We start from the raw sequence: 16395 nt of genomic DNA on the forward strand, positions 1-16395 counted from the left end.
TGTCCCCGCTGGTTAATCGCTTGCCGCACGGGGGGACCCCCTGGAGACAATGTCTATCGCACGCACAGCCGTGGACGCCGGTCCGCTGTCCCTTTCGTTGACCTTGGCGCCGGTTTTGCGATGTATGACTTTTGACTTTTTTGGATTGCTTTCGGGGGAATGAGGACGATATGTCGTACGTGGAGATGCCGGGCGCGAAGGTCCCGATCCGCATGTGGACCGACCCGGCGTCGGTAGAGGAGGGCGCACTCCAGCAGCTGCGCAACGTCGCGACCCTCCCGTGGATCAAGGGCCTGGCGGTCATGCCGGACGTGCACTACGGCAAGGGTGCGACGGTCGGCTCGGTCATCGCGATGCGGGGCGCCGTGTGCCCGGCGGCGGTGGGGGTCGACATCGGCTGCGGAATGTCCGCGGTGAAGACATCACTCACGGCGAACGATCTTCCCGGCGATCTGTCGCGGCTGCGGTCGAAGATCGAGCAGGCGATTCCGGTGGGGCGGGGGATGCATGACAGCCCGGTCGAGCCGGGGCGGTTCTACGGGCTGGCCACCGGGGGGTGGGACGACTTCTGGGGGCGGTTCGGCGGGGTCGCGGACGCGGTGAAGTTCCGGGAGGACCGGGCTGCCAAGCAGATGGGGACGCTCGGCGGAGGGAATCACTTCTGCGAGGTATGTGTGGATTCTGACGGTTCGGTGTGGCTCATGCTCCACTCCGGATCCCGGAACATCGGCAAGGAACTGGCCGAGCACCACATCGGCACGGCCCAGAAGCTCCCGCACAACCAGGGCCTGGTCGACCGTGACCTCGCCGTCTTCATCGCGGACACCCCGCAGATGGCGGCGTACCGCAACGACCTGTTCTGGGCGCAGGAGTACGCGAAGTACAACCGCACGATCATGATGGCGCTCCTGAAGGACGTGATCCGCAAGGAGTTCAAGAAGGCGAAGCCGATGTTCGACGCGGAGATCTCGTGCCATCACAACTACGTGAGCGAGGAGCGGTACGAGGGTGTCGACCTGCTGGTCACCCGTAAGGGAGCGATCCGCGCCGGCTCCGGCGAGTACGGGATCATCCCGGGCTCGATGGGCACCGGTTCGTACATCGTGAAGGGCCTCGGCAACGAGAAGTCCTTCAACTCGGCCTCGCACGGCGCCGGTCGGCGCATGAGCCGTAACGCGGCGAAGCGTCGTTTCTCGACGAAGGACCTGGAGGAGCAGACACGGGGTGTGGAGTGCCGTAAGGACTCCGGCGTCGTGGACGAGATCCCGGGCGCGTACAAGCCGATCGAGCAGGTCATCGATCAGCAGCGGGATCTTGTCGAGGTCGTCGCGAAGCTGAAGCAGGTCGTGTGTGTGAAGGGGTGATTTCCGGAACTCCGCAGGAGCTTTGAAATTCCTGCGGAGCTCTGAAAGTCCTCTGAGATCGCTGTGAATTCAGGACGTCCGTGCACGTCACATGGATGCTCCATTCGTGAAATCATTGATTGCGCGCGACCCTTATTGCTGGCCTCGAAATTCGCTGTGATGCTGCCCGGGAGTTGGCCCGACCCCCACCCGTAGCTTCTCGGAGGACAGCACATGCGTGAACAGCAGCAGAATCAGGGCGAGTTGAGTCGGCGGACCGTCGTGGCCGCCGGGGCGGTCACCGCGCTCGCGGCGACCGCTCTCGGTACCGCCACTTCCGCGCAGGCCGCGGCGAAGGCCTCCGGTGGGCTGAAGGTCGGTGTCGGGAAGGCCGCGTTCACGCCTGCCGCCTCGTTGCTGCCGTTGGACAACTTCACCGCCGTGCACGACGACCTCAACGTCCGTGTGCTGCTGGTGGAGTCCGGTTCGCGGCGTATCGCGCTGGCCGTGCTGGATCTGACCTCGATCAGCGCGGAGGCGATCGGGTTGATGCGGGACGCCATCACCGCGGCCTCGGGGGTGACGGCCGCGAACATCATGGTCACCGTCACGCACTGCTTCTCCGCGCCGCATGTGCAGGCGAGTTCGTCCTCGGCCGGAGCCGCCGCGTACGTCCAGAACATCGTCGCCGCCACCAAGTCCGCCGTCGCCGATGCCGTGGCCGGCCTCCAGGACGCCGAGGTCGGCTACGGCTCCGGTCGAGTTGACGTCAACGTGAACCGCAACGTCCTTACCGCCGACGGCTATTGGCTCGGCGTGAACGAGCAACTGCCCTCGGACAAGGGCGTGTACGTGGCCCGTTTCAACGACCTCGACGGCAACCCGATCGCCGTGCTCACCAACTACAACGTGCAGTCCTGCGTGATGCAGGACTCGGTCATGGCGGACGGCACCCTGCCGATCTCCGCCGACCTCGCCGGCGCGGCCGTAGCGCATGTCGAGACGCAGTACCCCGGCGCCGTCGGCTTCTGGCTGGTGGGCGCTTGCGGTGACCAGTTCCCGGCGTACCGGTCGAAGCGGTACACGATCGACAAGGACAAGGGCTGGACCTACGGCGTCGATCTGCACGACGCCGGATTCGCGCTGCTGACCGCGCAGGGCGAGCGGCTCGGGAACGAGATCGTGCGGGTCGCGCAGGGGATCGGCAAGTACGAGAGCGGCAAGCACGTTGTGGTGCGGCTCGTGACCGACGACATCACCACGACCCAGGTCACCGGGCCGCAGGCCAGCGCGCCCACTAAGTCCGTCACCTTCACCCCGACCGGCACCGCCCAGGTGCCGCTCTGGGTCTTCCAGGTCGGCAAGGGCGTCTTCGCGGGCGTGGAGCCGGAGTTGTCCACCTCGACCGCGAACGCGATCCGCGAGAACTCGTCCTTCTCCAGCACGTTCGTCATGTCGATGTTCGAGGGCGGCGCCAAGAACATGCCCGACAAATGGAATTTCGACCATGTCACCTATGCGGCGGTCGACGGTTTCTACATCGAGGGCACGGCTGAGAAGGCCGTGGCGCGAATCGATCGCATCATCAAGTCCCTGAACTGAATCCAGGCGAGGCGAATGGAGATGCGGATCATGACCACAAGGCGTGCCTTTTTAGGGCGGGTTCTGGGGGTGGCGGCGGTGGCCACGACGGGCCTTGCCGCCTGCGATTCTGATTCAGGCTCGGATTCGGGTTCGGATTCGGGCTCGGGGAACGGTACCGGCCATATGAAAAGCGCCACCGCGATCACCCAGGTCTACGGCGATGGCCAGAAATTCGTCGCGGTCGCCGTCGAGTACGACACCGAGATCGACACGTCCAAGCTCTCGGCCTCGTCCTTCAAGGTCGAGGGCCGGACCGTCACCAAGGTCTACGCCAACTCCAGCGCGGCGATGGCCGATCAGGGCACCGACGGCAAGTACGTCATCGTCGAACTGTCTCCCGACGACAAGAGCGCGCTGCTGTGGGGAGGGGTGGGGTCGGGCGGGGGTGCGCCGGGGGCCGCCCAGCCGTCGGCCTCGGCCTCGGGCTCAATCTCCGATTCGGCTTCCGCTTCGGCTTCCGCTTCGAGTGAGCCCTCGTCGTCCTCAAGCAGCCCCTACGTCATTCCCGGTCCGCAGGTCGGTTCGACGGGCGGGCCGGCCACCATCAAGGCGGCGAAGGGCACCGTCACCCAGGCCGGCACCGTCACGACCAGCGGCGGCACCGGTTACTCCGGCGGCGATGCCAAGGTCGGCACGAGCAAGACGGTCAACCTGATCGTCGACGACTTCCAGCAGTTCACGTACAAGGACGCGAAGACGGGCAGGTCGCTGCCGTACAACCTCTACATCCCCAAGGACTACGACCGGACCAAGTCCTATCCGCTCGTCCTCTTCATGCACGACGCGAGCCTGATCACCACCACGGTGCGGGCGACGCTGGTGCAGGGCCTGGGTGCGGTGTGCTGGGCATCCCCCGAGGACCAGGCGAAGCGCCCGGCGTTCGTGCTGGCGCCGCAGTACCCGGAGGTGGTCGTCGGTGACGACTACAAGCCGACGGCGCTCTTCGACACCACGGTCGACCTGGTCAAGTCGCTGACCGGCAAGTACAGCATCGACACCGATCGCCTGTACTCCACCGGCCAGTCCATGGGCGCGATGATGACCCTCGGGCTGAACATCAAGTACCCCGACCTCTTCGCGGCCTCCTGGGTCGTCGCCGGTCAGTGGCCCTCCGCGCCGGCCGCGCCGCTGGCGAAGAAGAACCTCTGGGTCACCGTCTCGCAGGGCGACACCAAGGCCTATCCCGGTGAGAACGCCATCATGGCCGTCATCGAGAAGGCCGGGACGAAGGTCAGCCGCGCGGTCTGGGACGGGCAGTCCAGTGCGACGGAGTTCGCCGCGGACGTCAAGGCCATGGCGGCCAAGGGCACGACGGTCAACTACGCCACGTTCAAGAAGGGTTCGACCCTGGCCGGGGGTCTGGCGAACGCGCACGGCGTCGAGCACAACTCGACGTGGCCGATCGCCTACACCATCGAGGGCATCCGGGAGTGGATTTTCGCGCAGCGGAAGACCAACTAGCCGTCCGCGCCTACTTGTTCGGCGCGTGCGTCACCGCGTAGATCATCACGAACGCGACGACGTGGATGCCGAAGAGGAAGTAGCCGAGGAAGTACCAGACCTTGCGTTCGTTCCTGGTCTCCTCGGCCAACCGGCGCTTGTCCAGGGCCTCTTGGGAGTTGTCGGGGCCGCCCGGGGTGTCGTCCGGGCGGCCCGCCTCGTCGGGCATCACAGCTCCCGGTGGACCTTGGTGTTCGAGGCCTGGGCTCGGGGGCGGACGACGAGGAGGTCGATGTTGACGTGGCTGGGGCGGGTGACCGCCCAGGTGATGGTGTCGGCCACGTCGTCCGCCGTGAGCGGTTCGGCGACGCCCGCGTAGACCTTCGCCGCCTTCTCCGCGTCGCCGCCGAAGCGGGTCAGCGCGAACTCGTCCGTCTTGACCATGCCGGGCGCGACCTCGATGACGCGGACCGGGGTGCCGACGATCTCCAGGCGCAGGGTCTCGGCGAGGACGTGGGCGCCGTGCTTGGCGGCGACATAGCCCGCGCCGCCCTCGTACGTGCCGTGGCCCGCCGTGGAGGAGACGACCACGACCGTGCCGTCGCCGCTCGCGGTGAGGGCGGGGAGGAGGGCCTGGGTGATGTTCAGGGTGCCGAGGACGTTCGTCTCGTACATCGTGCGCCAGTCGGCGGGGTCGCCGGTCGCGACCGGGTCGGCGCCGAGCGCGCCGCCGGCGTTGTTGACCAGGACGCCGATGGTCTTGAAGGCCGTCGCGAACTCGTCGACGGCAGCGCGGTCGGTGATGTCGAGTTCGTACGCCGTCGCCTTGTGGCCCGCCTTGTTGATCTCCTCGGCGAGCGCCTCGATCCGGTCCTTGCGGCGGGCGGTGACGACGACGCGGTAGCCGGCGGCGGCGAGTTGGCGGGCCGTGGCGGCGCCGATGCCGCCGCTCGCCCCGGTGACGACCGCGATACGGGAGGCGGCGGACGGTGCGGCGGTGGCCATGGGCTGCTCCTGGGGACGGCTCGACGGGATCGTACGTACGACTCCGTCCAGGATAGGCGGGCTCAGTTTCCGCGCGGCGCCCACATGATCACGGCCATCCCGGCCAGGCAGATCAGGGCGCCGGTGATGTCCCAGCGGTCGGGCCGGTAGCCGTCCGCGATGGCGCCCCAGGCCAGTGAACCGGCGACGAAGATCCCGCCGTAGGCCGCGAGGATGCGGCCGAAGTGGGCGTCGGGCTGGAAGGTGGCGACGAAGCCGTAGACGCCGAGGGCCATGATCCCGCCGCCGATCCAGAGCCAGCCGCGGTGTTCGCGGACCCCCTGCCAGACCAGCCAGGCGCCGCCGATCTCGAAGACGGCGGCGACGACGAAGAGGGCTGCGGAGCGGAGCACGAGCATGTCGGCCATCACATCACGCGGGTGTCACCTGATGGACGGCGCCTGTCGCCCGCTCCGCGTGGGATACATCCGTACGACCACGGTGGCGTGGTGCAAGGGCGCGGCGTACTGAGGAGCGGATCGCATGCGGGTACTAGGGGTACTACGGACTCTCGCTGTAGGGGGTGCCGCGCTGGCGGTGATGGGCGCGGCTCCGGGGCTCCCCAGGCACCCGGACATCCCCGGCCCGGAGGCGGATCTCGCATATCACGGCTCCGCCACCATGACCGGCGGCCGGGTCGACGTGCGGTTCACCCCGCGCAACCACGGTCCGGCCGCGGTGCCCGACGCGACCGTACGGCTGCGCTGGTCGAAGCCGCTCGCGGACGCGCAGACGTTGCCGGCGGGGTGTGCGCGGTCGGGGGAGCGGGTGGTGGTGTGCCGGACGGGGGCGCTGGCCGCGGACGAGGTGGGCGAGCGGATCGAGGTGCGGGTAGGGCTGCGGGACGCGTCCTCCGAGGTGCTGCTGGAGCTGGACACGGTGTGGGGCGGCGGCGCGGTGGACGGAAACCGGGCCAACGACCAGCAGCGGGTGCTCGTCCTGGACACCGGTGACACCTACTACTTCTGAGCCACGCCCGTAGGACCACGGAGCCACGCCCGCGACCACGTCGTACGATCTCGATCTCCGCACGGCACCCACGGCACGTGCGGAACGGCACAGGCGACGAGGGGTACGACATGTCCGGGAACGCGCGGGCGCGGCTGCTGGACGAGTTGTCCTCCGTATCGCGCCGGTACATGGCGTCGTACGCCCTCTTCAACCAGGCCGTCGCCGACCGGCTGGGGCTGCACCCCACCGATCTGCAGTGTCTGAACCTGCTCACGCTGGAGGCCGGGCCCGTGACCACGGGCCGGGTCGCCGAGCTGACCGGGCTGACGACCGGGTCGGCGACGCGGCTGGTGGACCGGCTGGAGCGGGCCGGGTACGTCGTCCGGGAGCGGGACGCGGAGGACCGGCGGCGGGTGCTGGTGGCGACCGTGCCGGAGAAGATCACCGAGTTCGGGCGCATGTGGAACCGGCTCGGCGGCGGCTGGTTCACCCTCTTCGACGAGCTGGGCGACGCCGAACTCGCCGTGATCGTCGGGCACATGAGGCGGACGGTGGAGTTCAGCGGGCAGCAGATCGCGCGGTTGCGCGCGGGGGACGTGTAGCGCCGGGAGCGCCGAAAACCCGTTGAGCGGAGCCGTCGTGCGGCGTTAGCGTGCTGCGGAATCCCCGTCGTCTGGGCAAGGACGTTTCGTTGTACACCGTGTGAGACCTCCCGAGTGCTGATCTGTCGCGCGTCGCGTCTGTGCGCCGCGCTCCTTTCTGCTGCGGTCTTCTCACTGGAACCGGTGTACTTCTGTGCTCGCGACCTGGTTTGTCATGCCCACACGCCTTCCGCTCGTCCTCCGCCGTTGCCACGCGTGCGCGTCCGAACGCTTCCGGGCGCACGGCAAGTTCCGCGTCAACGCCCATCACAAACTCATCGACGCCTGGCTCCTCGCGCTCTGCGCCGGCTGCGGGGCCACCACGAAGCTGACGGTTCTGGAGCGGGCGAACGTGCGCTCCGTACCACCCGAACTGCTGGACCGGCTGCACGCCAACGACCCTGTCCTGGCAGCCGAGTTGCTTCAGGATCCGGTCCTGCGGCGCCGTAATCGCATCGCCCTCGACTGGGCCGGCGCCTGGCGTCTCGACACCGGCGGAACGGACTGCCCGGACCGCGAGGTGATCGACGTATCGGTGCGTTTCGGGGCGCGAATACCGGTCCGGCCGGTGCGGCTGATCGCCGAAGGGTGCGGTCTGTCGCGGGCCGAGGTCGGGAGGCTGATCGTGGAGGGGAGTCTCGTGTCGGGGGTCCGGCTGGACGCCAGGGTCACCGGCGACTTCACGTTCACGCTCAAGCGCTGAGAGCTCAGCGCCTCTCGTGAGCGGGGGCCTGCCCCGAGGGACCCCTAGGGGCAGGCTCCACCTCGCGTCTCCACCCGGAAATCCACCCGTGGGTCCGGGAGCTTTTCCGGCATCGGCGGGAGAGTCGGTCTCAGGAAAACGCGAGGCGGGAGCACCCGCCGGAGACCGAGGAGTGCGACGTCATGACGGACATGGAGCAGGCGCTGACGATCAGCGGGGGCATCTTCGCGGTGATGATGCTGACGCAGTACGGGCGCCGGAAGTACGACCTGCACAAGGTGCTGATGCCGATCGCCACGGTGTCCGCGATCGGCTACTTCTATCTGAAGGGCATGCCCACCCAGCACGTCGACGTGATCGTCTATCTGGTGGGCGCCGCGATCGGACTGGCCTGCGGAGTCGTCGCCACGTTCACCACGGGCGTGGAGCGCGACCCGGCCTCGGGCCACGTGCACACCCGGTGCGGCGTGGGGTTCGTGGCCATCTGGACGGCGGTGGTCGCGCTGCGCGTCGCGTTCATCTACGCCGCCGAGCACAACACCTGGTTCCGCGACCACCTGGGCACGTTCATGGCGGAGCACCAGATAGTGCAGGACGCCATCGCACCGTTCTTCGTCATCATGGCGCTGGCCATGGTCCTCACCCGGGTGTTCCTGCTGCTGGCCCGCGTGCGGTTCCTGGCACCGGCCGGGGCCGCCCTCAGCCAGGGGTCTTCACCAGTCCGTGGATGAACGCGTACTTCACGGCATGCGCCCGGTCCCGCAGATGAGCTTTGGAGAAGAGGTTGTTGATATGCGTCTTCACCGTGGCCTCGCTCACCACCAGCCGCTCCGCGATACCCCGGTTGGTCAGCCCCTCGCCGATCAGCGTGAGGACCTCGACCTCCCGGGGCGTGAGGTCCGGGGCGAGTCCGGTGCCCGGCCGCTCGACGGGGGCGCCGCCCCGCGCGGCGGCGGCGACGAGCCGGTCCCGTACGGCGGGGTCGAGCACGGACTGCCCGGCCGCCGCGGCCCGCACCGCGCGGGTGATGTCCTGCCGGCCGGACTCCTTGGTGAGGTAGCCGCGGGCCCCGGCACCGAGCGCGGCGAGGATGTACTCCTCGTCGGCGAAGGTGGTGAGCACGACGACGGCGACCTTGGGGAAGCGCTCGGTGAGCAGCCGGGTGGCCTCGACCCCGTCCACGCGCGGCATGTTGAGATCCATCAGGATCACATCGGGCTCGTGCACCTCGGCGGCCAGCACGGCCTCCCCGCCGTCCTTCGCCGTCGCCACGACCTCCACGCCGGGCTGCAGATCCAGTACGGTCGCCAGCGCCTCGCGGACGGCGGTCTGGTCGTCGGCCACGACCACCCGCACGACGGCCTGTTGCTCGCCCGGTACGGAAGGTCCCCGCTCGCCCTGTCGCTCGTCGCTCATCCCTGGATCACCACGCGCACTCGCCATCCTCCTGCGTCGTCGCCGTCCACGATCGGCCCGGCCGTGACCGTGCCGCCCACCAGGTCGAGGCGCTCGCGCATCCCGACCAGCCCCATCCCGCTCCCCGCACCGGCGAGGGGCCGCGAGCCGTCCGGCGGCGCGGAGTTGACCACCTCGAAGACGGTCTCCTCCGGAAGCCGCTCCCGTTGTTCTGCTCGCTCCCGGTACTCCAGGCGCATGCGGACCGGGGCGCCGGGCGCGTACTTGTGCGCGTTGGTCAGCGCCTCCTGGGCACAGCGCACGATCACCTGGGCGAGGCGGACGGGCAGTTCACGCTCCGGCCCGTCGACGGTCAGCGTACCGGCGTCGGAGAGGGACGCGAGCATGGACCGCAAGGTCTCCACCAGCGGCAGCGCGTCCTCACGCAGGTCCCCGACCGTGCGCTGCACCTCGGTCAGCCCCGACCGCACCAGGCTCTGTGCCCGCTGGGCCGCCTCCCGGGCCCGTTCGATGTCACCGGACTCCAACAGGGCGTCGGTGACCTCCAGTTGCATGTTCACCCCGGCCAGCGAGTGGGCCAGTACGTCGTGCACGTCGCGGGCGATCCGGGCCCGCTCGGCGAGCGCCTCGGCCCGCGCCTCGGCCCGCGAGGCCAGCTCAGCCTGCTCGGCGGCGGCCCGCGCGGAGCGCAGCGCCTCGGTGTGGGCGCGGTTGGAGATGCCGACCAGCACGCTGACCCCGGTGAAGGCGCCCACGATCCACGAGGTGTGGTGGCCGCCCCACGGCAGGAGCAGCACCCCCGCGCACAGGACGCTGGTGCACGCGGCGAAGGGCAGCGAGCGCCGGCTGTCGAGGCGGTATCCGGCATGCCCGGTGACGAAGTATGCGAACAGGGCCGACGCCCCGGACCGGTCCAGCGCCAGCAGTGCGGCGGCCCCGGCCGACCAGACGCACAACACCGTGAGCTGCACGCGGGGCGAGAGCACTCCCTCGGGGATGAGCCGCGTGCACAGCAACAGCGACACCAGGACCAGCAGACACAGCACCGCGAGCCCGGTACCGGAGGTCCCGATCGGGCGCACCGCGACAGCGCCGACCACGATGGCGACGACGGTCCCGAAGACCTGGATGGGGTTGTTGTCCGCCGCGAACCACCGGGTCAGGGTCTGGGTTCGGTTCACCGTGCTCTCTTCCCGCTGTCGTCCGGCCGCTGCGAAAGCTACCAGCGCGCGGGTCCACCCCCGCCGACGCCGGTGCTCGGCGCCCATGGTCCACCGGCGCCGGGGGACCGGCGGGGCTGGCGGGAATGGCGCCGCGGTGTGGTCAGCGCGAGCCCCGCACGCCCTGCACTCCCTGTACACCCTGCACGCCCTGTGCGTACGTCGTCGGAGTCACCCCGACCGTCGCGGTGAAGTCCCGGACCAGGTGGGCCTGGTCGGCGTAGCCCAGGTCGGCGGCCAGTCCCGCCCAGTCCACGGGGTCGTCGGCTCCCGCCCGCTCCAGGGCCTCGTGGATGCGGTAGCGGAGGATGACCCACTTCGGGCCGACACCGACGTACGCGGCGAAGAGGCGTTGCAGCAGCCGTACGGACAGGCCCTCCGCGTGGGCGAAGTCGGTCACGCGGCGGATCGTGCGGTCGGTGCGGATGCGGTCGACCAGGGTGGCCGCGAGGTCGGCCTGTGGGTCGGGGCGGGGGGAGAGGGCGAGGAGGAAGGCGTCGAGCGCGGCGACGCGGGCGGTCTCGTCGGGGAGGTCGAGGACCGTGGCGGGGTCGGTGTCGGGGAACACCTCGGGTTGCCGGACCCGCAGTCCCGTCCACTCCGACACCGGGCGGTCCGGGACGACGGAACGGAAGGCGCCCGGCCGGAACTTGATGCCGCAGACCCGCCCCCGCCCCTCCAGTTTCTGCGCGAAGAGGCCGTGCGGGATGCCCGCGACCTCGACGAAGGCGTCCTCGCCCGCGAGGCGCTGGAAGACGATGTGCACGGCCGGGTGCGGGACGACGTGGGAGACGTAGGGCTCGGTCAGGTCCCAGTCGATGAACCAGTAGTGCTCGACGTACGGGCGCAGCGGCTCGGCGGCTTCGGGGCGGCGGAAGCGCACGCGGGCGAGGAGTTCGGCGGGGTCGACGATTCCTCGGGTGTCGCGGTGCGGGACGGCCATGTACGGATCGTAGAACCGCCCACTGACAGTGCGCGGAATATGTGTGAGGGGGTGGCCGTTGGAGGGTATAGTTGAATAATCAACAACCTGGAGGGTGAACGACCATGCAGTTCGGGATCTTCAGCGTCGGCGACGTCACACCGGACCCGACCACCGGACGGACGCCGACCGAGCGTGAGCGCATCAAGGCCATGGTCGCCATCGCGCTGAAGGCCGAGGAGGTCGGGCTCGACGTCTTCGCGACCGGTGAGCACCACAACCCGCCGTTCGTGCCCTCGTCGCCCACCACGATGCTCGGCTTCATCGCCGCGCGGACCGAGAAGCTGATCCTCTCCACCTCCACCACCCTCATCACCACCAACGACCCGGTGAAGATCGCGGAGGACTTCGCGATGCTCCAGCACCTGGCCGACGGCCGGGTCGACCTGATGATGGGCCGCGGCAACACCGGCCCGGTGTATCCGTGGTTCGGCCAGGACATCCGCCAGGGCATCAACCTCGCCATCGAGAACTACGCCCTGCTCCGCCGGCTGTGGCGCGAGGACGTAGTGGACTGGGAGGGCAAGTTCCGCTCCCCGCTCCAGGGCTTCACGTCCACGCCCCGCCCGCTGGACGACGTACCGCCGTTCGTCTGGCACGGTTCGATCCGCAGCCCCGAGATCGCCGAGCAGGCGGCCTTCTACGGCGACGGCTTCTTCCACAACAACATCTTCTGGCCGGCCGACCACACCAAGCGCATGGTCGAGCTGTACCGGGAGCGGTACGCGCACTACGGCCACGGCACGCCGGAGCAGGCGATCGTCGGGCTCGGCGGCCAGGTCTTCATGCGCAAGAACTCCCAGGACGCGATCCGCGAGTTCCGCCCGTACTTCGACAACGCTCCGGTCTACGGCCACGGGCCCTCCCTGGAGGACTTCACCGACCAGACCCCGCTGACCGTCGGTTCCCCGGAGGAGGTCATCGAGAAGACCCTCGCGTTCCGGGACTACGCCGGTGACTACCAGCGCCAGCTGTTCCTGCTGGACCACGCCGGGCTGCCGCTCAAGACGGTCCTGGAGCAGCTCGACCTGCTGGGCGAGGAGGTCGTACCGGTGCTCCGCAAGGAGTTCGCGGCGAACCGCCCGGCGGATGTGCCGGACGCGCCGACCCACGAGTCCCTCAAGTCCGCCAAGTCCGCTCAGGAGGTGAACGTCGCATGAAGCTCGTAGTCGTCTCGGCGGGGCTGAGTGTCCCGTCGTCCACGAGGTTGCTGGCCGACCGGCTGGCGAACGCCACGGCGGGCGTCGCGCCGGCGGAGATACAGGTCGTGGAGCTGCGCGACCTCGCCGTCGAGATAGCCCACAACCTCACCAACGGCTTCCCCGGCAAGAAGCTCGCGGTCGCCCTCGACGCGGTCGCCGAGGCCGACGGCCTGATCGCCGTCACGCCGGTGTTCTCGGCGTCGTACAGCGGACTGTTCAAGTCCTTCTTCGATGTGCTGGAGAGGGACGCGCTGGTCGGCAAGCCGGTACTCATCGCGGCGACGGGCGGCAGCGCGAGGCACTCCCTGGTCCTGGAACACGCCCTCCGTCCCCTCTTCGCCCACCTCCGAGCCGTGGTCGTCCCGACCGGGGTCTATGCCGCCTCGGAGGACTGGGGCGCGGAGGGATTGCCGGAGCGGATCGACCGGGCGGCGGGGGAGCTGGCGGCTCTGATGCAGGGCCTGTCGACAGCACGATCGGCGAGCACACCGAGGGTCGTACCGTTCACGGACCAACTGGCGGCACTGAATATCAGCCCGTCCGGCGTTTGATCCCGAGCGCATGCCATCCCGATCCTCTACACCCCGGCCGGCATTTTTCAGCCCGTCCGGCGTTTGAGGACGAGGCCCCTTCAGGGCCGATGGGGGTCTGGGGGCGCAGCCCCCAGGGACGGTCGCCCCGACGCACCCGACCGTGAGAAGACGGTAGGAGCCAAACCCGGGTTGCGCCCACCTCGGTGAGAGCCAGGTAAAAAGGGTGATCGTAGACCTGCCCCCACCGGTCAACCGCCGGAGGCCTTGGCACACTGGGTGACGTGCCCCAGACTGTGCTGCTCGCCGAAGACGACCGTGCCATCCGTCATGCCCTGGAGCGGGCCCTGACCCTGGAGGGCTACCAGGTGACCGCGGTCGCCGACGGCGTAGAGGCGCTCGCACAGGCCCACCGCACCCCACCGGACGTGCTGCTTCTCGACGTCATGATGCCCGGCATCGACGGCCTCCAGGTCTGCCGCGTCCTGCGCGCGGAGGGCGACCGCACCCCGATCCTCATGCTGACCGCCCTGGTCGAGACGGCGGACCGGATCGCGGGCCTGGACGCGGGCGCCGACGACTACGTCGTGAAGCCCTTCGACGTGGAAGAGGTCTTCGCGAGGCTGCGCGCCCTGCTCCGCCGCACGAGCCCGGTCCCGGCGAACGGAGTCCCCGGCACGTCCGGCGCATCCGGCACCTCCGCCGACGTACTGCGGGACGACCCGCAGTCGCACTCGGCGTTCTCTTCTTCCGCTTCCCCCGCCTCCGACAAGCAGATCACCGCGGCCGGTCTCCGCATGGACCTCCAGGCCCGCCGCGTCTGGCGCGACGAGCGCGAACTGGAGCTGACCCGGACCGAGTTCGAGCTCCTCGAACTGCTCGTGCGCAACGCGGGCATCGTCCTGGACCACTCCACGATCTACGACCGCATCTGGGGCTACGACTTCGGCCCCGGCTCCAAGAACCTCGCCGTCTACGTCGGCTACCTGCGCCGCAAGCTCGACGAGCCCGGCGCGCCGCAGCTGATCCACACGGTGCGTGGCGTGGGTTACGTGCTGCGGGAGGACTGAGTGGGCCGCCTCCGGCGGTTCGTGGCCACCCGGCGCCCCAGACTCGTCTCGCTCCGCACCACGTTCGTGGTGTCCTTCGCTGCGGTGACCGCGGCCGTCACCCTGCTCGTCGGCGTGCTGTCGTACGGCGCGGCGGCCCGGCTGGTCCGGGTCGACCAGGAGTCCGTGTTCGACCAGGTCGTGCAGGATCTGCAGGACGAGGTGCGCACGCACCAGATGACCACCGACGACTTCTCCTCCTCCGCGCCCGGCCACGACATCGTGCGGCCGGCCCGTACGGACGTGCAGGTGCTCGGGCGGGACGGCGGAGTCCTCGACAGCGGGAGCCCGGCGCTGCCCGTCACCGGCGACGACCGGGCGATCGCGGGCGACCGGATCGCCGGGAAGACGGTGGAGCACAAGGACGTCACCGTCGGCGAGGACGTGTACCGCATCGCGACCGTCTCGCTCGGCGCCGGGCGGGGCGCGGTGCAGGTCGCGCAGGAGTTCAGCGACACGGAGGATCTGCTGCGGGCGTTGCAGCAGCGGACGTTCGTGCTGATGGCGGCCGTGGTGGTGCTGGCCGGGCTGTGCGGCTGGTGGCTGGCGCGGCGCATCACCCGGCGCCTCATCGTCCTCACCGCCGCCGCGGAGGACGTGGCCCGCACGCGCCGCCTCGGCGTCCAGGTCCCGGTCACCGGTTACGACGAGGTGGGCCGCCTGGGCCGCGCCTTCGACCGGATGCTCGGCCGCCTCGCGCAGTCGGAGGAGGATCAGCGTCGCCTGATCCAGGACGCGGGCCACGAACTCCGCACCCCGCTGACCTCCCTCCGTACGAACATCTCGCTCCTACGGCGGATCGACGAGTTGCCGCCCTCCACGCGCGAGGAACTGGTCGCCGACCTCTCGCAGGAGGCCCGTGAACTCACGGACCTGGTCAACGAGTTGGTGGACCTGGCGGCAGGCCAGTCCGACACGGAGCCACCCCAACAGGTCGACCTCGCCGACATCGCGGAGGACGTGGCGGGCCTCGCCCGTCGCCGTACCGGACGCGACATCACGGTCCGCGCGAGCGGCGACACGACGACCGACGGCCGCCCCGGCATGCTCCAGCGCGCGATCTCCAACCTCGTCGAGAACGCGGCCAAGTTCGACCGCGCGGGCCAGACCCCGATCGAGATCGCGGTCTCGGGGCCGGCCCGCCCCGGCACGGTCCGGGTGGAGGTCCTGGACCGAGGCCCCGGAGTCTCGGAAACCGACCTCATCCGCATCTTCGACCGCTTCTACCGCGCGGCCGACGCCCGTTCCCTTCCCGGCTCGGGCCTCGGCCTCTCGATCGTCCGCGAGGTCGCCCTGGCCCACGGCGGAGCACCGTTCGCGCTGCGGCGGGAGGGTGGCGGGGCGGTTATCGGGTTCACGGTGGGCGGCGTGGTGGAACCGGGGGCGGGCGTACGTGGCCGAGGCTGACGAACTCGGCACCGCAGGAGTCGCGGGCCATCTGCTCTGGGCCGCGCAACTCCGCCCCGACGGCCAACTCGCCCCCGGCGTACGGGTCTTCCACCACGGCTCGGCAACCGCCGTGGCCAGCCCCGCCCTCTCCGGCCGGAACCGCATCGCGGTCGCCGGTACGACGGAGGACGCCCTCGTCCTCGTACGCGACGAAGTGCTGCCGGCGACCGGACCGGGCTACCGCCCGTTCGGGGACGCGGAGTTGATAGCGAGGCTGGTACGCGGAATCCCCGCACTGGTGCCCGCCGACGGACCCGCGTTCCTGTGGATGGAGACGACGGCCCCGCCGCCCGATGTACCGGAGGGCGTGGCGTGGCTCGACGGTCGTGGCGAGAAGGAAGCGGCCACGCTCTTCGACGCCTGCTTCCCCGACTCCTACGCCCAGCCCGGCCGCCCCGGCACGCACCGTTGGGCCGGTGCCTACGACCCCGACGGCGACGGCGAGTTGCTCGCGGTGGCCGGGGACGCGTGGTCCGGGGCGGGGTGCGGATTCGTGGCCGGGGTCGTGACGCGTCCGGAGGCGCGGGGGCGGGGGCTGGGTGCGGCCGTCTCACGGTTCGTCGTGGACGCTCTTGTACGGGAGTACGGGCGCGCCGCGTTGATGGTGGACGCGGACAACTCGGCCGCGGTCGCCGCGTATCGGCGGGCCGGGATGAGCGGGCGGGTGTTCGGGGCGGCGGCGGTCCGCGCCCGGGGGAGCGCGGAGCCGTCGTAACGCCCG

The 16395-nt window shown here is 69.9% G+C and carries 18 protein-coding genes; 12 read left to right on the forward strand and 6 right to left on the reverse strand.

All coding sequences use genetic code 11. From position 1 onward, the window contains the following. Positions 1–170: 170 nt before the first annotated feature. The 3 genes from ACIBK4_RS00225 (at position 171) to ACIBK4_RS00235 (ending at position 4448) form a co-directional block, all read left to right on the forward strand. On the forward strand, positions 171–1364 hold the full coding sequence (locus ACIBK4_RS00225; protein ID WP_398990627.1) for an RtcB family protein: 1194 nt from the start codon (positions 171–173) through the stop codon (positions 1362–1364). A 213-nt stretch (positions 1365–1577) separates the two neighbouring features. Continuing rightward, entirely contained in the window at positions 1578–2945 is a 1368-nt protein-coding gene (locus ACIBK4_RS00230; protein ID WP_398990629.1) for a hypothetical protein, read from the forward strand. 165 nt (positions 2946–3110) lie between these two features. After that, positions 3111–4448 (forward strand): hypothetical protein, encoded by a 1338-nt coding sequence (locus tag ACIBK4_RS00235; RefSeq protein ID WP_398990631.1) that lies wholly within the window; start codon positions 3111–3113, stop codon positions 4446–4448. Positions 4449–4458: 10 nt separating this feature from the next. Here ACIBK4_RS00235 and ACIBK4_RS00240 read toward each other — a convergent pair whose 3' ends face one another. The 3 genes from ACIBK4_RS00240 to ACIBK4_RS00250 form a co-directional block, all read right to left on the reverse strand. Continuing rightward, positions 4459–4656, reverse strand: coding sequence for a hypothetical protein (locus ACIBK4_RS00240; protein ID WP_398990633.1), 198 nt, complete (start codon positions 4654–4656; stop codon positions 4459–4461). Next, positions 4656–5432 (reverse strand): SDR family NAD(P)-dependent oxidoreductase, encoded by a 777-nt coding sequence (locus ACIBK4_RS00245; RefSeq protein WP_366435879.1) that lies wholly within the window; start codon positions 5430–5432, stop codon positions 4656–4658. The genes ACIBK4_RS00240 and ACIBK4_RS00245 overlap by 1 nt, the downstream gene beginning before the upstream one ends. A gap of 62 nt (positions 5433–5494) precedes the next feature. Further along, positions 5495–5830, reverse strand: coding sequence for a YnfA family protein (locus tag ACIBK4_RS00250; protein WP_366435880.1), 336 nt, complete (start codon positions 5828–5830; stop codon positions 5495–5497). A 124-nt stretch (positions 5831–5954) separates the two neighbouring features. Here ACIBK4_RS00250 and ACIBK4_RS00255 point away from each other — a divergent pair, with 124 nt between their 5' ends. The 4 genes from ACIBK4_RS00255 to ACIBK4_RS00270 all read left to right on the forward strand — a co-directional run bounded on the left by ACIBK4_RS00255 (position 5955) and on the right by ACIBK4_RS00270 (position 8497). After that, on the forward strand, positions 5955–6440 hold the full coding sequence (locus tag ACIBK4_RS00255) for a hypothetical protein (RefSeq protein ID WP_398990636.1): 486 nt from the start codon (positions 5955–5957) through the stop codon (positions 6438–6440). A gap of 110 nt (positions 6441–6550) precedes the next feature. Beyond that, entirely contained in the window at positions 6551–7024 is a 474-nt protein-coding gene (locus ACIBK4_RS00260) for a MarR family winged helix-turn-helix transcriptional regulator (RefSeq protein WP_033282572.1), read from the forward strand. Between the two features lie 214 nt (positions 7025–7238). Continuing rightward, positions 7239–7766, forward strand: a complete 528-nt coding sequence (locus ACIBK4_RS00265; RefSeq protein ID WP_398990638.1) for a DUF1062 domain-containing protein — start codon at positions 7239–7241, stop codon at positions 7764–7766. Between the two features lie 182 nt (positions 7767–7948). Next, the gene (locus ACIBK4_RS00270) at positions 7949–8497 is read left to right on the forward strand and encodes a hypothetical protein (RefSeq protein ID WP_398990640.1); all 549 of its coding nucleotides are present in this window, start codon (positions 7949–7951) and stop codon (positions 8495–8497) included. On the opposite strand, the gene ACIBK4_RS00275 is transcribed toward ACIBK4_RS00270, so the two are convergent. The 3 genes from ACIBK4_RS00275 to ACIBK4_RS00285 all read right to left on the reverse strand — a co-directional run bounded on the left by ACIBK4_RS00275 (position 8466) and on the right by ACIBK4_RS00285 (position 11345). After that, a complete protein-coding gene (locus tag ACIBK4_RS00275) occupies positions 8466–9182 on the reverse strand; it encodes a response regulator (protein WP_398990642.1) in 717 nt (238 codons plus the stop codon). The genes ACIBK4_RS00270 and ACIBK4_RS00275 overlap by 32 nt on opposite strands. After that, positions 9179–10363 (reverse strand): sensor histidine kinase, encoded by a 1185-nt coding sequence (locus tag ACIBK4_RS00280; RefSeq protein WP_398990644.1) that lies wholly within the window; start codon positions 10361–10363, stop codon positions 9179–9181. Before ACIBK4_RS00280 ends, ACIBK4_RS00275 begins: the two co-directional genes overlap by 4 nt. 142 nt (positions 10364–10505) lie before the next feature. Beyond that, a complete protein-coding gene (locus ACIBK4_RS00285) occupies positions 10506–11345 on the reverse strand; it encodes a DUF6597 domain-containing transcriptional factor (protein ID WP_398990646.1) in 840 nt (279 codons plus the stop codon). Positions 11346–11449: 104 nt separating this feature from the next. Here ACIBK4_RS00285 and ACIBK4_RS00290 point away from each other — a divergent pair, with 104 nt between their 5' ends. From ACIBK4_RS00290 to ACIBK4_RS00310, 5 genes are all read left to right on the forward strand, one after another. After that, a complete protein-coding gene (locus tag ACIBK4_RS00290) occupies positions 11450–12544 on the forward strand; it encodes an LLM class flavin-dependent oxidoreductase (RefSeq protein WP_398990648.1) in 1095 nt (364 codons plus the stop codon). Further along, positions 12541–13137, forward strand: coding sequence for an FMN reductase (locus ACIBK4_RS00295; RefSeq protein ID WP_398990650.1), 597 nt, complete (start codon positions 12541–12543; stop codon positions 13135–13137). Before ACIBK4_RS00290 ends, ACIBK4_RS00295 begins: the two co-directional genes overlap by 4 nt. A 263-nt stretch (positions 13138–13400) precedes the next feature. Then, positions 13401–14186, forward strand: coding sequence for a response regulator transcription factor (locus tag ACIBK4_RS00300; protein WP_398990652.1), 786 nt, complete (start codon positions 13401–13403; stop codon positions 14184–14186). Further along, positions 14187–15632, forward strand: a complete 1446-nt coding sequence (locus tag ACIBK4_RS00305; RefSeq protein WP_398990654.1) for an ATP-binding protein — start codon at positions 14187–14189, stop codon at positions 15630–15632. Next, positions 15619–16389: a GNAT family N-acetyltransferase gene (locus ACIBK4_RS00310; RefSeq protein ID WP_398990656.1), complete on the forward strand. Its 771-nt coding sequence runs from the start codon at positions 15619–15621 to the stop codon at positions 16387–16389. The genes ACIBK4_RS00305 and ACIBK4_RS00310 overlap by 14 nt, the downstream gene beginning before the upstream one ends. The last annotated feature ends 6 nt before the right edge of the window (positions 16390–16395 follow it).

Origin of the sequence: Streptomyces sp. NPDC050528, from assembly GCF_044457795.1 — a bacterium.
Classification (GTDB): Bacteria; Actinomycetota; Actinomycetes; order Streptomycetales; family Streptomycetaceae; genus Streptomyces.

Coding starts and splice junctions, on each gene's coding strand:
- ACIBK4_RS00225 (WP_398990627.1), top strand. CDS start 171: ATGTCGTACGTGGAGATGCCGGGCGCGAAGGTCCCGATCCGCATGTGG.
- ACIBK4_RS00230 (WP_398990629.1), top strand. CDS start 1,578: ATGCGTGAACAGCAGCAGAATCAGGGCGAGTTGAGTCGGCGGACCGTC.
- ACIBK4_RS00235 (WP_398990631.1), top strand. CDS start 3,111: ATGAAAAGCGCCACCGCGATCACCCAGGTCTACGGCGATGGCCAGAAA.
- ACIBK4_RS00240 (WP_398990633.1), bottom strand. CDS start 4,656: ATGCCCGACGAGGCGGGCCGCCCGGACGACACCCCGGGCGGCCCCGAC.
- ACIBK4_RS00245 (WP_366435879.1), bottom strand. CDS start 5,432: ATGGCCACCGCCGCACCGTCCGCCGCCTCCCGTATCGCGGTCGTCACC.
- ACIBK4_RS00250 (WP_366435880.1), bottom strand. CDS start 5,830: ATGCTCGTGCTCCGCTCCGCAGCCCTCTTCGTCGTCGCCGCCGTCTTC.
- ACIBK4_RS00255 (WP_398990636.1), top strand. CDS start 5,955: ATGCGGGTACTAGGGGTACTACGGACTCTCGCTGTAGGGGGTGCCGCG.
- ACIBK4_RS00260 (WP_033282572.1), top strand. CDS start 6,551: ATGTCCGGGAACGCGCGGGCGCGGCTGCTGGACGAGTTGTCCTCCGTA.
- ACIBK4_RS00265 (WP_398990638.1), top strand. CDS start 7,239: ATGCCCACACGCCTTCCGCTCGTCCTCCGCCGTTGCCACGCGTGCGCG.
- ACIBK4_RS00270 (WP_398990640.1), top strand. CDS start 7,949: ATGACGGACATGGAGCAGGCGCTGACGATCAGCGGGGGCATCTTCGCG.
- ACIBK4_RS00275 (WP_398990642.1), bottom strand. CDS start 9,182: ATGAGCGACGAGCGACAGGGCGAGCGGGGACCTTCCGTACCGGGCGAG.
- ACIBK4_RS00285 (WP_398990646.1), bottom strand. CDS start 11,345: ATGGCCGTCCCGCACCGCGACACCCGAGGAATCGTCGACCCCGCCGAA.
- ACIBK4_RS00290 (WP_398990648.1), top strand. CDS start 11,450: ATGCAGTTCGGGATCTTCAGCGTCGGCGACGTCACACCGGACCCGACC.
- ACIBK4_RS00295 (WP_398990650.1), top strand. CDS start 12,541: ATGAAGCTCGTAGTCGTCTCGGCGGGGCTGAGTGTCCCGTCGTCCACG.